Source organism: Acetobacter garciniae (genome assembly GCF_017377735.1).
GTDB classification, from domain to species: Bacteria; Pseudomonadota; Alphaproteobacteria; order Acetobacterales; family Acetobacteraceae; genus Acetobacter; species Acetobacter garciniae.
Genome location: NZ_JAFVMH010000002.1, coordinates 732,345 through 747,871 on the forward strand (window position 1 = coordinate 732,345; position 15,527 = coordinate 747,871).

The 15,527-nt window shown below is 64.3% G+C and carries 13 protein-coding genes; 5 read left to right on the top strand and 8 right to left on the bottom strand.

What is annotated here, in order from left to right; genetic code table 11:
- The first annotated feature begins 39 nt into the window (after positions 1-39).
- The 3 genes from trmB (at position 40) to J2D77_RS07215 (ending at position 3,348) form a co-directional block, all read left to right on the top strand.
- Complete coding sequence (gene trmB / locus J2D77_RS07205) at positions 40-765, top strand: tRNA (guanine(46)-N(7))-methyltransferase TrmB (protein ID WP_207845561.1); 726 nt, start codon at positions 40-42, stop codon at positions 763-765.
- A gap of 95 nt (positions 766-860) precedes the next feature.
- On the top strand, positions 861-2,438 hold the full coding sequence (gene purH, locus J2D77_RS07210) for a bifunctional phosphoribosylaminoimidazolecarboxamide formyltransferase/IMP cyclohydrolase (protein ID WP_207845562.1): 1,578 nt from the start codon (positions 861-863) through the stop codon (positions 2,436-2,438).
- 133 nt (positions 2,439-2,571) lie between these two features.
- The gene (locus J2D77_RS07215) at positions 2,572-3,348 is read left to right on the top strand and encodes an OB-fold nucleic acid binding domain-containing protein (protein WP_230975563.1); all 777 of its coding nucleotides are present in this window, start codon (positions 2,572-2,574) and stop codon (positions 3,346-3,348) included.
- Between the two features lie 228 nt (positions 3,349-3,576).
- On the opposite strand, the gene glyS is transcribed toward J2D77_RS07215, so the two are convergent.
- On the bottom strand, positions 3,577-5,637 hold the full coding sequence (glyS, locus tag J2D77_RS07220) for a glycine--tRNA ligase subunit beta (RefSeq protein ID WP_207845563.1): 2,061 nt from the start codon (positions 5,635-5,637) through the stop codon (positions 3,577-3,579).
- Between the two features lie 4 nt (positions 5,638-5,641).
- Entirely contained in the window at positions 5,642-6,526 is an 885-nt protein-coding gene (locus J2D77_RS07225; RefSeq protein ID WP_207845564.1) for a glycine--tRNA ligase subunit alpha, read from the bottom strand.
- 307 nt (positions 6,527-6,833) lie between these two features.
- On the opposite strand from J2D77_RS07225, the gene J2D77_RS07230 reads away from it, so the two are divergent.
- Positions 6,834-7,577 carry a DUF2076 domain-containing protein gene (locus J2D77_RS07230; RefSeq protein ID WP_207845565.1) on the top strand — a complete coding sequence of 248 codons (744 nt, stop codon included), beginning with the start codon at positions 6,834-6,836 and terminating at the stop codon, positions 7,575-7,577.
- A gap of 209 nt (positions 7,578-7,786) precedes the next feature.
- Here J2D77_RS07230 and J2D77_RS07235 read toward each other — a convergent pair whose 3' ends face one another.
- The 4 genes from J2D77_RS07235 to J2D77_RS07250 all read right to left on the bottom strand — a co-directional run bounded on the left by J2D77_RS07235 (position 7,787) and on the right by J2D77_RS07250 (position 11,780).
- Positions 7,787-8,332: a helix-turn-helix domain-containing protein gene (locus J2D77_RS07235; protein ID WP_331000078.1), complete on the bottom strand. Its 546-nt coding sequence runs from the start codon at positions 8,330-8,332 to the stop codon at positions 7,787-7,789.
- A gap of 171 nt (positions 8,333-8,503) precedes the next feature.
- Complete coding sequence (gene lnt / locus J2D77_RS17245; RefSeq protein WP_230975564.1) at positions 8,504-10,381, bottom strand: apolipoprotein N-acyltransferase; 1,878 nt, start codon at positions 10,379-10,381, stop codon at positions 8,504-8,506.
- Positions 10,382-10,497: 116 nt separating this feature from the next.
- Positions 10,498-11,346, bottom strand: coding sequence for a GNAT family N-acetyltransferase (locus J2D77_RS07245; RefSeq protein WP_207845567.1), 849 nt, complete (start codon positions 11,344-11,346; stop codon positions 10,498-10,500).
- Complete coding sequence (locus tag J2D77_RS07250) at positions 11,343-11,780, bottom strand: Fur family transcriptional regulator (protein WP_230975565.1); 438 nt, start codon at positions 11,778-11,780, stop codon at positions 11,343-11,345. The genes J2D77_RS07245 and J2D77_RS07250 overlap by 4 nt, the downstream gene beginning before the upstream one ends.
- A gap of 343 nt (positions 11,781-12,123) precedes the next feature.
- Between J2D77_RS07250 and J2D77_RS07255 the strand changes: the two genes are divergently transcribed.
- Positions 12,124-12,360: a sulfurtransferase TusA family protein gene (locus J2D77_RS07255; protein ID WP_207845720.1), complete on the top strand. Its 237-nt coding sequence runs from the start codon at positions 12,124-12,126 to the stop codon at positions 12,358-12,360.
- A 183-nt stretch (positions 12,361-12,543) separates the two neighbouring features.
- Here J2D77_RS07255 and rho read toward each other — a convergent pair whose 3' ends face one another.
- A complete protein-coding gene (gene rho, locus J2D77_RS07260; protein ID WP_207845569.1) occupies positions 12,544-13,842 on the bottom strand; it encodes a transcription termination factor Rho in 1,299 nt (432 codons plus the stop codon).
- A 287-nt stretch (positions 13,843-14,129) separates the two neighbouring features.
- A complete protein-coding gene (locus tag J2D77_RS07265; protein WP_207845721.1) occupies positions 14,130-15,257 on the bottom strand; it encodes a magnesium transporter CorA family protein in 1,128 nt (375 codons plus the stop codon).
- Between the last annotated feature and the right edge of the window lie 270 nt (positions 15,258-15,527).

Genomic DNA, 15,527 nt, shown 5'->3' on the forward strand with positions numbered 1-15,527 from the left:
GGCAAGGTGTCGATGCCGGAGGTCAAAGGTCAGGCTGCCATGGCCCGTGCCGTAGGCAGCCAGCCTGAAACGGCGGATGTCAAACCCCCGCCCGAGCGGCTTTATGGCCGCCAGCGCGGTCATCCGCTCCGGCCCCGGCAGGAACGCCTGCTGGAGGAAACGCTGCCCCGGCTGCGTTTCCCGCTTGAACAGGCGGCCCATCCGGCTGCCGTGTTCGGTCACAAGCCCGAACAGATCTGGCTTGAAGTCGGGTTTGGCGGGGGCGAACATGTCCTTGCCCAGACCCGCGCCCACCCCGAAGTGGGCTATATCGCCTCCGAAGTGTTCCATAACGGGTTGTGTTCCCTGCTGACGCATCTTGTGCCCATGGAGCAGGAAGCCACGGCCCCGCTGCCCGACATGCTGCGCCTGTGGGACGATGACGCACGGCTGGTGCTGCGCGCGCTCCCCGAAGCCAGCCTGGACCGGATGTTCCTGATGTTCCCCGACCCGTGGCCCAAGGCCCGCCATGCCAAGCGGCGTTTCGTGCACCCGCAGAACGTGGCCCTTGTCGCCCATGCCCTTAAACCCGGCGCTGTCTGGCGTGTTGCAAGCGATGACCCGACCTATCAGGCCTGGGTGAATGACGTCATGGCCGAGCAGACATATTTCGATGCGCCGCCCCCCGTGGCCGAGCGGCCCGAAGGCTGGTTCCCCACCCGGTACGAGGCCAAGGCCATCGCCGCCGGCCGCCAGCCGCTTTACTGGACATTCACCCGCCGTTAAGGGTGCCCGGATTTCAGTTTTCTCAGGCTGGTTCCTTCCGCGCGGGATGATGGTGCCAGCCGCATTTCGTTTCCGCCGTGCGAAAGGTCCCAACCATGAGCCAGACGACGCTGCCCATCCGCCGCGCCCTTGTTTCCGTTTCCGATAAAACCGGCCTGCTCGATCTGGCGCGGGCCCTTGCGGCCCAGGGTGCGGAAATCCTCTCGACCGGGGGGTCCGCCAAGGCCCTGCGTGAAGCCGGGGTGCCGGTGACGGATGTGTCCGATTATACGGGCTTCCCCGAAATTCTGGATGGCCGGGTCAAGACGCTGGTTCCCAAGATCCACGGTGGCATTCTGGGGCGGCGCGACCTGCCTGCGCATCTGGCACAGATGGAAGAGCACGGCATCGGCCCGATCGACCTGGTGGCGGTGAATCTCTACCCGTTCGAGAAAACCGTGGCCTCGGGCGCGGATAGCGAGACCTGTATCGAGAATATCGATATCGGTGGCCCCGCCCTGATTCGCGCCGCCGCCAAGAACCATGCCCATGTGGTGGTGCTGACCGACCCCGCCCAGTACGAAGGCCTGATAGATGCGCTGGGCGATGGCGGCACCACGCTGGAAGCACGCCGTGCCTATGCCGGGGCGGCCTATGCCCGCACGGCGGCCTATGATGCAGCCATTGCCACTTGGTTTGCCGAACAGGCGCAGCAGCCTCTGGCAGAGCGGTTCATTCTGGCGGGCCAGCGCGCCGAAATCCTGCGTTATGGCGAAAACCCGCACCAGCAGGCCGCCTTCTACCGCGACGGCAGCACCCGGCCCGGCGTTGCATCCGCCGTGCAGGTGCAGGGCAAGTCCCTGTCCTATAACAACATCAACGATACCGATGCGGCGTTCGAGGCCGTAGCCGAGTTCGACAGCCCGGCCGTGGTCATTGTCAAGCACGCCAATCCCTGTGGTGTGGCCGTGGCCTCCAGCCTGTCCGATGCATGGGACCAGGCGCTGAAATGCGACCCGGTTTCCGCCTTTGGGGGTATTGTGGCCCTGAACGGCACGCTCGATGCCGCCACGGCCGAGAAAATTTCCACCATCTTTACCGAGGTGATTGTCGCCCCCGATGCGCAGGATGAGGCAAAAGCCCTGCTGGCGCGCAAGAAAAACCTGCGCCTGCTGCTGACCGGCGGCCTGCCCGACCCGGCCGCGGGCGGCATTGTCGTGCGCTCGGTCGCTGGCGGCTTCCTGGCCCAGACCCGCGATAACGGCCGTGTCATGCCCGCCGACCTGAAGGTGGTGACCAGGCGCGCCCCCTCCGCGCAGGAAATGCAGGACCTTCTGTTCGCGTTCCGGGTCGCCAAGCATGTGAAGTCCAACGCCATTGTCTACGCCAGGGACGGGGCGACGGTTGGTATCGGTGCGGGGCAGATGAGCCGCGTGGATTCAGCGCGCATTGCCGCGAGCAAAAGTGGGGAGGCCGCAAAGGCCGCCGGGCAGGATACGCCGCTGACCCAGGGTTCGGTTGCGGCCTCCGATGCGTTCTTCCCCTTCGCCGACGGGCTTGAAACCATTGTGGCGGCAGGGGCGACCGCGGTTATCCAGCCCGGCGGGTCCATCCGTGATGATGAGGTCATTGCCGCAGCCGATGCGGCGGGCATTGCCATGGTGTTTACTGGTATGCGCCATTTCCGGCACTGACACGCTATGCGCGCTCTTGCGGGAAATGCTTTTCGTGGCGAAGAATGGCAGACGAGTCCCGCCCCATGTGCGTAACATGCGGCGCGGGGCCTGTTTCTGGCCCATTGGGGCCGCGATTTTCATAGTCGGTTGAATGATGCGCCATCTGTCTTTTTTCTGTGCGGCTCCCCTGGCTGCTGTCCTGGCTTTTTCCACCGCTGTGGCGGCCCCTGCCCACAGGCGGGTGGTGTCCCCCCAGATCGAGACGGCCCCCCCTGCCGCCGCAGCCCCCCAGCACAGCACGCAGGGTGTGTATGACCTTTCCCCCCTGCCGGTGTTCACGGGCAAGATCGAGCAGTTCCTGCCGTCCTCCCATGGCGGGATCATCGGCTTTATCCTGACCGATGGCACGCAGGTTTTTGTTTCCGTGGCGGAAGGGCATAGTTTTGCGGGGCTGATCAAGCCGGGCGATACGGTGCAGATCAGCGGGCTCAAGGGGGTCGGGCTGCCGATCATCCGCGCGTTCGAGGTGACAAGCCCGCGCGGGCGCAGCGTGCAGGACAATTTCATCAGCATGCCGCTGCATTCGACGGAAATGATTTCCGGCCCCGACCTTGTCCAGCATGGTGAGGTCTGGATGCCGCTCTATAGTGTGGGCGGCAAGCTGACGGGTGCGGTGCTCAAGGACCATTCCGTCATTTACCTGTCCACGGCGGAAGCCGCGCGGGTGGCCAACCTGCTCCAGCCCGGGCAGATGCTCTATGCCGTGGGCACGGGCAGCAGTGGGGAACTGGGTACTGCGATCGATGCGCGCGAAATCGGCCCGTCGGCTGACAAGCTGGTCTCCGTAACCGTGGGGGAAGCCCCCCCGCCCGGCCCGCCGGCGGGGAGCGCGGGTTACGACGTCATTCCCGGTGCCGGGGACCACTAATCCGGTTTCCACGCGCATGGCATGGTCGAAGCCTGCGTGAAAGACCGCGTCTTTGCGGCGTTTCGACAGGATTGAAAAAAGGGCGGTCCCGGAAGTGGGACCGCCCTTTTTTATTGAATGCCGTGGGGGAGCGTTTTTTGCCGCAAGCGAGCCCGGCGGGGCAGGTCTTGCATGGACCCGAAAACTCCCCGCGAACCCGCTCATGCGGCCGCCCGCTGCTGGTGGCCTTCAGCCTTCGATCTGGCTGAAATCGGCGATCAGCCGCATCATCCGTACGAGGCGGGAGAGCAGTTTCAGCCTGTTCAGCCGCAAGGCAGGTTCTGGCGCGTTGACGGTCACCTGTTCGAAAAAGCTGTCCAGTTCCGGGCGCAGGCTTGCGGCCTCGCGCATGGCATCGGTAAAGCGTTCTTCGGCAAAGGCGGCTTCCACCGTCGTTTCCACCCGCTCCAGCGCTGCGAACAGGGCGCGTTCTTCGGATTGCTGGAACAGGGCGGGGTCGGGCGTGCCTTCGTGCGGGCCGTCTTTCTTGTCTTCTATGCGCAGGATGTTGGCCGCGCGCCGTGTGGCAGCCAGCAGGTTCTTACCGTCTTCGGTCTCCAGCATGGCTTGCAGGGCCTGTGCACGGGCCAGAAGCCGCACGATGTCGGTATCGGTATTGCCGACCGAAATCGCGGCCAGGCAGTCATGCCGAGCCCCCTCCGCGCGAAGCTGCACGCGCAGGCGTTCGGCCATGAACTGCGGCAGCAGGTCCAGGTCCGGGGCGTCGCGCAGGTCGGCGGGCAGAGCTTCGGCCGCCAGCGTGAACAGCTTGACCAGGTCCAGCCGCAGCCCGTTTTCGCGGATCAGGCGGATAATGCCTAGGGCGGCGCGGCGCAGGCCGAACGGATCGCCCGAACCCGAAGGTTTTTCACCTGCCGCAAAAAACGCGCACAGCATGTCCAGCCGGTCGGCCAGCCCCAGCACGACGGAAACCGGGGCCGTGGGCACCCCATCCCCCGGGCCGCGCGGCGTGTATTGTTCGCGCACCGCCTGGGCGACGGCTGGGCTTTCTCCGTCATGCGTGGCGTAATACCCGCCCATGAGCCCCTGCAATTCGGGGAATTCGCCCACCATGCCGGCGGTCAGATCGGCCTTGCTCAGCAGGGCGGCGCGTTCGCATTCGGCAACGGGTGCCCCCACCATGGGGGCCAGAAGGCCCGCCAGACGCGTGATGCGGCGCGTGCGCTCACCCAGTGAGCCAAGCCTGGCGTGGAAGGTCACGGCATCCAGCAGGCCCAGGCGGGATTGAAGGCTCTGCTTGCGGTCCAGATCCCAGAAATGGCGGGCATCGGCAAAGCGGGCGCGCAGCACACGTTCGTTCCCCGTCACGATCAGCGTGCCATCGTCCGTGGGGGCGATATTGGCGACAAAGGCAAAGCGGGGTGCGGGAGAGCCATCGCTGTTGCGCAGGGCGAAGTAGCGCTGGTTGACGCGCATGGATACCTGCATGACCTCAGGCGGCAGGTCCATGAACACGGTGTCGATCCGGCCCAGGAAGGGAACGGGCCATTCCACCAGCCCTGCGACTTCATCCACCAGCCCCGCATCGGGGACGACAGACAGCCCTTCGGACGTGGCCAGGGCGTTCAGCCCTTCCGTAATGCTCTGGCGGCGTTCGGCCGCATCCACCATGACATGGCGGGCTTGCAGGGTTTCCACCCAGTTGGCCACACCGCTGACCGCGACCGGCCCGGGGTTGAGGAAACGGTGCCCTTCCGTCAGCCCGGCTGCTTCAAGACCGTGGCCGTTATCCTCCCCGTGCGCGAGGGAGAAGGGAACAACCTCCCCATCCAGCAGGCACAGGATCCGGCGCAGCGGGCGCACCCAGGTAAAGGCGCTGCCCACGCCCCAGCGCATGGATTTGGGCCACGGAAAATGGCGCAGCAGATCGGGCAGGCAGGCCGCGATATGCGCGCGGGCACTCAGCGCGGGTTCGTCGCGTTCAAGCAGCCAGAAACCGTTGCTGAGCACGAGCGCATCCCGCGTGACGCCATGCTTGCGCGTGAAGCCTTCAAGCGCCTTGTCGGGCGCACCCTCACGCGGGCCGCGTTCGGAAATGGTGCGGCCCGGCACTTCATGCGTGACGGTGAAGGACGCAGCGATCCGGCGCGGGCCGGTATAGGCCACGCCATGGGTGGGGCTCAGCGGGGCCACGGCATCGCCCAGCAGGCGGAGCAGGGTTTCACCCCCCTGCTGCTGCATGCGGGCGGGGATTTCTTCGCAGAACAGTTCAATCAGCAATTCGGGCATGGTGTTATTGGTCCTCGCCAGCCAGCCAGGTTTCGCAGCACAGTTTCGCCAGTGTGCGCACGCGACCGATATAGGCCGCGCGTTCGCTGACACTGATGACACCGCGCGCATCCAGCAGGTTGAACAGGTGGCTGGCCTTCAGGCACTGGTCGTAGGCCGGCTGGGCCACCCCGGCTTCGGCCAGGGCAACGCTTTCCTTTTCTGCATCCTTGAAGTGCTGGAGCAGGATGGCCGTGTCGGTCAGTTCGAAATTATGGCGCGAATAGTCCTTTTCGGCGCGTAGGAACACGTCCCCATAGGTCAGGCCCGCACCGTTGAAGTCCAGGTCATAGACATTTTCAACGCCCTGCACATACATGGCCAGCCGTTCCAGCCCGTATGTCAGTTCGGTCGATGGCACGCTGACAGGAATGCCGCCCACCTGCTGGAAATAGGTGAACTGCGTCACTTCCATGCCGTCGCACCAGACCTCCCACCCCAGGCCCCAGGCCCCGATGGTGGGGTTTTCCCAGTCATCCTCGACAAAGCGGATATCGTGGCGTTCGGGGTCGATGCCGATGGCGCGGTAGCTGTCGAGCAGCAGTTTCTGGCTTTCCTCCGGCGTGGGTTTGAGTAGCACCTGATACTGGTAGTAATGTTGCAGGCGGTTCGGGTTTTCGCCGTAGCGCCCGTCGGACGGGCGGCGGCAGGGCTGCACGTAGGCCGCCCGCCACGGCCGGTTGCCAAGGGCGCGCAGGGTCGTGTGCGGCGAAAGCGTGCCCGCGCCGATTTCCTGATCGTAGGGCTGGAGGATAGCGCAACCCTGTTTCGACCAGAACTGGTGCAGGGTCAGGATCAGGTCCTGGAAGGAAAGAGGTCGCTCTGTCGGGCGGGGAGACGCCGGGTCCATGATCGGGATGAAACTCCGCAAATTAGACTGATATCGGATGCGTGGCTGGCACGCGGCGGCACACCATACGCTCCCCCGCCCCGAACAGGAAGAGAGGGCAGGCCCGCGCCGTGCGCTCCGGTCTTCTTGCGGCACCTCCATGGCAGGGGCGGGAAGGGGGGCTTGCGACGGGCACCACGGCGTAATCTTGGGCAATGGCGCGGGTCGTGCCCCTTGTAACGCCCTTGTGTCCTTGCCACATCTTGGTCAAGGTATGCTGCTACGTACTGCGCAGCACAGCAGCCCGTCGCGGGCAGGAAGGGATGGAATGACCAACGAGGAACGCGATCTTATCGAGAAATTCTTTGCCCGTGTGGGTGGTTCGCCCCAGGGTTTTGGCAGCGTGCCCGGCACGCAGCCCGCCCTGTCACCGATCGATCCGCAGGCTGACCAGTTGATTGCGCAGGGTTTCCAGAAATATCCCGAAGCCCGTTACCGCATTACCCAGATGGCGGTCGTGCAGGAAGCAGCCCTCGTGCAGGCGCAGAATCGCATCCAGCAGTTGCAGGCCCAGCTTCAGCAGGCGCAGCAGGCCTTGCAGGCGGCCCAGCAGCAGGGCGGGCAGAAATCGGGCGGGTTCTTTGGCGGCCTGTTCGGCGGCGGCCAGCAGCCCCAGGCGGCCCCGCAGGCAGCGCCCCCTCCGGGTTGGGGTGGCGCACCGGCACCGGGTTACCAGCCCCAGCCCATGCCTTACGGCATGCGCCCGTCCATGTTCCAGGGCGGATCGGGTTTTCTGGGTGGCGCGCTGAGCACGGCCACGGGTGTGGCGGGCGGCATGCTGGCCGCCAATGCGCTGAGCAGCCTTTTCAGCGGTTCGCATGAAAGTGCCGGCGGCTTTGGGGCCGGGCAGGGTGGTGAGACCATCATCAACAACAATTATGGCGATGGCGCTTCCGCAGACCCGTTCGGCGGGGCGGGCACGACGGCGGACCAGGATTTCAGCACTGGTGGTGATGCGGGCGGCGATTTCGGTGGTGGTGACTGGGGTGGTGGGGACGATCAGAGCTTCTGACACTTCAGGCCAGACAGTCCTATGACGAAAAGGGGTGGCACACTGTGCCGCCCCTTTTTTGTTGTGCGCGCGGACCGCCTATAATTCCGTTTTGGCGCAGCAGCACCCGGTCACGGGCATAATACTGGCGTGGCCGGGCAGTACCCCTGCTTGAGGCGTGGGCTGTTCAAACTGTTTTCGGGACGGAAGGAGCCAGGCCGGAGGCCGCTTCAGGACTGGCCGGTCGTGTCCGGTTCGTCGGCCGACATGGACTGGACAAGCTCCAGCACCTTCTGGCGCAACGCGGGCTGGCGGATACGGTAATAGGCCCGCACCAGTTCCAGCGTTTCCTTCTTGCCCAGAAGCGTTTGATCCTCATTCGTAACTGGCGGGCGCGGTGCTGCCGTCGCTGGGGCGAAGGGTTTGCGCGTGTCGGAAAAACCGCCAAAAGCCGGGGATGGCGGGGGAATTTGCAGCGCTCCCGCACTGTCGGGCTGGGCTTGCGGGGGCAGCATGTCGTCGAAAAAAAAGCTGATCGGCACATCCAGGACGGTCGCGATGTCATAGAGCCGCGAAGCCCCTACCCGGTTTGCCCCGCGTTCGTATTTCTGGATCTGCTGAAAGGTGACACCCAGCGCTTCGCCCAGTTTCTCCTGCGACAGCCCCAGCAATGTCCTGCGCAGGCGAATGCGTTTGCCCACATGGGCGTCAATGGCGCTGGCATGGGACGAACCAATCGTGACGTTCTCGGTAAGGCGGGTTTCTGTTGGTGTCACGCTAGAGCTTTCCCCAACACGAGAAAAAGGAAGAGAGCGGCCCAACTCGGCAGGCGCAGGATTATAGGGCGCGCCGCAGATCATGCGCTAGTGACTTCTGCTGGACGCCAGATGAACGATTGTTTAGGTAACGGGTTGCACACCCGCTTGCCAGCCTGCCGCCCGCACCTGTTACGCGGGCTTTCGCCGCCGTGCCGCAACACCTGCCAGCAGGCCCACAAGCACGCTGAGCCCCAGTGGAATCGCCTGGCCGAAATGGCTGAACAGGGGCGGGGCAAGTGGCGCGGGCAGGGGCACGACCAGTACTGCCGCGTGCCCCCATCCCGCCCGCGCCAGCCTATGGCCCCTGCCGTCATAAGCGGCGGAAATGCCCGTATTGGCGGCGCGTGCCACGGGCAGGCCTTCCTCCACCGCGCGCAGGCGCACCGATGCCAGGTGCTGGCGTGGCCCGGCACTGTCGCCGAACCAGCCGTCATTCGTCACATTGGCCAGCCAGCGGGGCCGGTCGGCGCGGTCGATGATCTCGCCCGAGAAAATGACCTCGTAACAGATCAGCGGTCCCACGGCGGGAATACCTGCCAGGTGCCAGGTTCGCGGTCCGGGCCCAGCCGCCATGCCGCCCTGGGGCACGATCTGCAACGGTATGAACGGCGGCTGGTATTCACCGAAAGGAACAAGCCTTGCCTTGTCGTACACGGCCTCCACCGCACCATCGGGGGCCAGGGCAAGGACGGAGTTGCGATAACGCTCATCCTCATCGGCCCGCAATGCGCCGATCAGCCCCGCATCGGCCGGGTTGGCCCATTCCATGATGACCTGCCGTGCACGGGGGCTGTCCTGCAACAGCGTGTAGCCGGGGAAAGAGGTCTCGGGCCACAAAAAGACGATGGGCCTGTAATGCCCGGCTGTATCCATCTGTGCTGTGCCACCCTGGCCGGGAGGGACTTGTCCAGCAGGCGGTTGCCCAATAGGCGGTTGTCCGGGAGACGGTTGTCCAGCGGGTGCTTGGGAAGCGGCAGACTGCTGTGCGGGGGAGGGAGCAGGTTGGCGTTGTTCCGGCGCTGCCTGCCCGGTTCCTGCGCCCGTTGGGGGCGGGGCTGCGGCAAGCTGTTCCGTAGCGATGGGGCTTGCGGCAGGGGCCTGCGCATTCGCCCCCGTCAAGGGCATGGCCTGCGCGTTCTGGATCGCCTGGGCGTCATGCACGCCCTGGGCCGTCAGGCGAAGGTAGCGTTCGAAGATTTCACGCGGGTTCTGGCGGCCCATTTTTTCGGTTTCGGGCACGTTGCCCTGTACGATCACGGTAATCGGCCCGTTCTCGCCCACGGGCGTGACCGTGTAAAACCGCGCAGCCCCCGCCCCGATCCAGGCCAGCGCGAAAAATGCGCCCCCCAGCAGTACGAACGCGCGCTGCCGGGCGGAATAGCGGGGTGCTTCGGTGCCATGACGTGGGCCGTCCACAATTGCTGCGCCACACAGGCTTGCCAGCAGAACAACGACAAGCGTCATCCCGTCCTCTCCGATCCAGGCGGCGGGCTGGATCAGGATATCGCCCGCAAGGCCCGGAATGGCCAGGCAACTGCCCAATGCGTTCCATGTAAACCCGCTGAAGAGGAAGGTGCGGCTCATATCCGCGATCGTCCAGGCGGCGGCGAAAAAGGCCAGCCGACCCAGGCCGGGGCGCACCAGCAGGCTGAGCATGGCGGGCACGGCCACTGTCGGGGCCAGAATGAGCGCGCAGCCGATGGAGGGAAAAGGCACGAACCACCAGAACTCGGCCGCGCGCACCATGACGGCGTTGACAAGCCAGTACAAGCCCGTGGCGTAGAACCCGAACCCGAACAAAGCCCCCGCCCATGCCGCGCGCCGCCAGCTTGTGGCAGCGTTCAGGTACCGGCCCAGCAGCCCGAATGTCAAAAGCAGGACCGGCAGCACATGCAACGGCGGCAGGGCCAGCGCGCTCAGCGCCCCCAGCCCCAGCATATACACGGCAAAACGCAGGCGTTGAGGTATGCTGCGCCGGTAACGGGCAAGAAATGTCTGCACGGTCATAAGGGTGCGTTCAGCACGCTGCCCCGCTGTTCAGCCACCCCGCAGGGGCTTGCGCCAGGCCGGACGCGGGCCAGTATGTCCGCGCAGCCAGGAACGGAGTGGCTGCATGGACAGGATCAGTCCAGCGCGTCACGCAGCCTGCGTTCGTAATGGCGGTAGTATTTGTCGGCCAGCAATTCGCTCTTGACCAGAATGGCCACATCCGTGGTGTTGAACTGCGGGTCGATAACCGCGCCATCCCCCACATAGCCGCCCAGGCGCAGATAGCCCTTGATCAACGGCGGCAGGCCCGCAAGGCATTTGCGCACGTTCAGCGCATGCGGGTCGGTGCGCAGCATTTCCACCCGGTGGCTTTCCAGGGCGCGCACCCGCAGGGCCGGGGGGGCCAGGTGGTTGTGGTAGAGATAGGTCAGCTCGTCCGCTATGCGGTCGGGGTCCGTGCCAGGCAGGCTGGCGCAGCCGAACAGCAGGTCGATCCGGTGCAGGAAGATGTAGGAGGCAATGCCCCGCCACAAAAGCTGCATGGCCGTGCGACCGCGATAGTTCTTGTCCACGCAGGACCGGCCGACTTCAAGCAGCTTGCCGGGAAATTCCTGCAAGGGGGTGATATCGTATTCGCTCGAGGAATAGAACCGGCCGATCTTGGCTGCGGCCTCGCTCTGGACCAGGCGATAGGTGCCGACCACGCCGCGCGCGTCCGAGGCAATGGCGTTGTCGATAACCAGCAGGTGGTCCGCCACGGCATCGAATTCATCGATATCGCGTTTCAGCAGCCGGGCTTCGGGGTTGCCGGTGGCCCCCATTTCCTCATAGAACACGCGGTAGCGCAGGGCTTGTGCGGCATCGCGCTCGTCATCCGTGGCGGCTATGCGCACACTCAGGCTGCCGCCGCGCAGTTCGGGGAAAATGGTGCGGTCCAGGTCCAGGGTCGACAGTCCGCCCCCGCTGGCGCGTGCGGAACTCATGCGACGTCTCCCTTCTTGTGAACCTTGGCGACCTTCTTGCCCGCGACCCGGGCGGGGGCCTTGGCAACGGGCTGTTTTTTCCGGCCGAACAATTCCAGGCGCATGGAAACAAATTCGAACCCGAGACGGTCCGCCAGTTTCTTCATCAGGTTTTCATGCTCCGGGTCTTCAAATTCGATTACCCTGCCGTTATCGACATCGATCAGGTGATAGTGATGCCGACCGTGTTCGGTTGCTTCATATCGGGCCCGTCCGCCGCCAAAATCCCGCCGTTCGAGAATGCCTTTCTCTTCCAGCAGGCGGACTGTCCGGTATACCGTGGCAACGGAAATACGCGAATCAAGCACCAGGGCCCGGCGATAAAGCTCCTCGACGTCCGGGTGGTCATCCGCTTCGGACAGGACTCGGGCGATAACACGCCGCTGTCCTGTCATTTTCAGGCCGTGTTCGATACATAACTGCTCAATTCTTGACTCTGCCGCCTGTATCTTCAAGGTCGCAAACCCTGCCTTACGTTGCCATCTTCATGTTCATCAATTAGGTAGCCGAACTCAGAGGCGTTTGTCCAATTTTACCCTGCGGTGCCCCCATTTTCCGTACCGCAACACGCCGCCATGATCGATTTGGCCTTATGGATCATGGCTCGCCCGCTCCCCACCGCAGGGGCGCGGATTTTGAAAAGGCCTTTTGGGAGAAGGGAGTAGTCCCATGCGCGATGCCGATACGCCCGGGCCTGCACCGCAACGGGATGCGGGTTGCGCAACCGCAGCACCCGACATGCCGGTTCTGGATATCACGCGTGAGAACTGTCCCATGACATTCGTGCGCACGCGCCTTGCACTGGACAGGCTACCCCCCGGTGGCATGCTGGCCGTGCGGCTGAAGGGGGATGAACCCCACCGCAATGTCAGCCGTTCCGTGCGCGCGCTGGGGCATGAGATCATGGCCGATACGGCCCAGTCCGATGGCAGCGTAATGCTGAACATTCGCAAGGCTTGCGACCCGGGCGCGTAACAGACGATCCGTGTCAGGCCACAGGCAGGCTTTGTCGGACCCGGTTTCCCCCAGCGCGAACAGGGCCGGGCAACAGGGCGGGCGCAAGAAAGCCAGAGCGGATAAGCCTTGCCAGAAAAACAGAACGGCCCGCCCGGAATGAACCGGGCGGGCCGTTTGCGCAAATACCGGGCCGTTCAGGGCTCAGTTGTTCATGGCTTCGAAGAAGTCGTTGTTGGTCTTGCTGTATTTGAGCTTGTCGAGCAGGAAGTCCATGGCGTCCATCGTGCCCATGGGGGCCAGGATGCGGCGCAGCACCCACATCTTGGACAGTGTCGCACGATCGACCAGCAGTTCTTCCTTGCGGGTGCCGCTCTTGGTGATGTCGATGGCCGGGAAGGTGCGCTTGTCCGCAAGCTTGCGGTCCAGCACCAGTTCCGAATTGCCCGTGCCCTTGAATTCCTCGAAAATCACTTCGTCCATACGGCTGCCGGTATCGATCAGCGCGGTGGCGATAATGGTCAGGGACCCGCCTTCCTCGATATTACGGGCCGCACCGAAGAAACGCTTGGGGCGCTGCAGGGCGTTGGCATCCACACCGCCGGTCAGCACCTTGCCCGATGACGGCACGACGGTGTTGTAGGCACGTGCGAGGCGGGTGATGCTATCCAGCAGAATCACCACGTCGCGCTTGTGTTCGACAAGGCGCTTGGCTTTTTCCAGCACCATTTCCGTCACCTGCACATGGCGGTGGGCGGGTTCATCGAAGGTGGAGGCAATGACCTCGCCCCGCACGGAGCGGGCCATGTCCGTCACTTCCTCGGGGCGTTCATCGATCAGCAGGACGATCAGGAACACTTCGGGGTGGTTGGCGGTAATGGAGGAGGCAATGCTTTGCAGCATGACCGTTTTGCCCGAACGCGGCGGTGCCACGATCAGCGCGCGCTGGCCCATGCCAATGGGGGAAACAAGGTCGATCACGCGCGGGGTAAAGTCTTTCTGCGCGCCTTTCTTGCCCTTTTCGCCCTTGGGCTCGGGGGCTGTTGCCTCGCTCTCCACTTCCATCTGCAGGCGCCGCTCGGGGTAGAGCGGGGTCAGGTTGTCGAAGTTGATACGGTGGCGCACGGCATCGGGCGGCTCGAAGTTGATCGTGTTGATCTTGAGCATCGAGAAATAGCGTTCGCCGTCGCGCGGGGCGCGAATCTGGCCTTCCACCGTGTCACCCGTGCGCAGGGCGAAGCGCCGCACCTGGGTGGGGGAGATGTAGATGTCGTCCGGGCCGGGCAGGTAGTTGGATTCGGGCGCACGCAGGTAGCCGAACCCGTCATGCATGATCTCAAGGGTGCCTTCGCCATAGATGGCCTGGTCGTTGTCGGCCAGCGCCTTGAGAATGGCGAACATCATGTCCTGCTTGCGCAGGGAGGATGCGTTTTCGATATTCAGGTCTTCAGCGCAGGCCAGAAGGTCGGCGGGCGACTTGGCCTTGAGTTCCGCAAGATGCATAGAGGACTGCCCTGACTGGCAAGAAAGTTCAGATGGGGAAGGTCTGGACCACGTCATGCCCTGAACATCGGCCAAGGGGATCGGCCATTTGCATGCCCGCCTGCAAGGCGGGGGCGTTCAGGGAAGGGATGGTCCTGACAGGAGATGAGGAAAGCATTGGGCGGGTGAAGTCCGCCAATGTCTGGGGGCGGATACTAGTCAAAACCTCTGCCCTCGTCAAGACGGGCGCGGTTTTCCGGCAGGGGCAAGGGCAGGGACCCTGTGCGGTAGCACTGTGGTCGGGGTGCCTAGCTGATTCCGCCCAGCCAGCCTTTTTTCCAGAACCACAGCAGGGGCAGCACGGTCGTGGCCCCCATCAGCCCCAGCGCATACCAGTATCCGAACGCCCAGTTCAGTTCGGGAATGTTCCTGAAATTCATGCCGTAGATGCCGGCCACCAGCGTCGGGGCCACGCCAATGAAGCTAACCACGGTCAGAACCTTCATGACGCCGTTCTGCTCGATATTGATAAAGCCCAGCGTGGCGTCGAGCAGGAATTCCACCTTGTCCTGCGCCTGCGAAAGATAGGCGTCCAGCGATGACAGGTCGCGGCTGACGGTGGCAATGCGCGCGCGCAGGGCGCCGGGCAGGGTATAGGCGGCGGGCCCGATTTCTTCTTCCCCCGGGGTTGCGGGGGTGATCCGGCGCGTGCCCACGGAAAGGACGGGCATGGCCGACCCGGGGGCCGGGGCGGCCGCTGCGGCCTTGCGGCTTTCGCTCAGGAAAAGGGCGATCCGTTCCAGGCCCAGCAATGTGTCACGCATGCGTGAACACAGGCTGCCCGAACTGCCCACGCGCTGGAGCAGGTCGCGCTGCCAGGATGCAATGTTGCGCTTCACCCGTGTCTGGGGGCGCTGGCGGAAGATATCGTGCGAGAGTGTGTCCAGCAGGTCGCCCACGCTTTCGAGAATATCGGCCAGCCGGTCCACGATGGTCTCGATCAGGGTCACCAGAATTTCGCTGGCGTGGAAGACGACGCCATGGGGCGGGGCGATCACGCTGCCGGCGGCAGCCCCCGTCGCGGGCATGGCAGGCATGGCAGGAGCCTGTTCGGCCACGAGCTGCGTCACCGCCTCGAACGCCTGGTATGACTGGAAGCGGATGGTGAACAGCCGGTCCTCGGTCAGGATGAAACCCACCGGCATGGTCTGGAACTCGGTTCCCGTTTTCTTGAGCAGGGGGGAGGACAGAAAGGCAGCCCCCTTGCGCACGCTGATGCGCGACGAACTTTCAATAGCGTTCAGGTCCGCAAGGGTGGGCAGGGGCTGGCCGCAAAGCTGTTCGGCCAGGGCCTGTTCCTGCGGGGTGGGGTCCAACAGGTCCAGCCATACGCAGCCTTCGGCGTCGTTGGGGGTCTGAACGGCCTGCGCGGGCATTCCGGGCCTGTGGGCCAGAAACATGCGAGTCTCCCTTACTGTCCTGTCATGGCCACAAGCGCTGCCGGCCGGGAATGCTCCGGCTTCTCGCTGGCCGTGCGGGGTATGGCTGCCCTTGTGGCTGCCCGTGTCGTGGGGGGCTGGCCACAGGTGCATGTGGCTTTTTCTCCCCTTTCAGGCCCGCCGACTATGAAGCAGCTTTTCCCGTCCTGACAAGATTGCGGCGCGGGACGGTGCAATTCGGTATTGCTTCTGGTAAGCCGGTTCCAC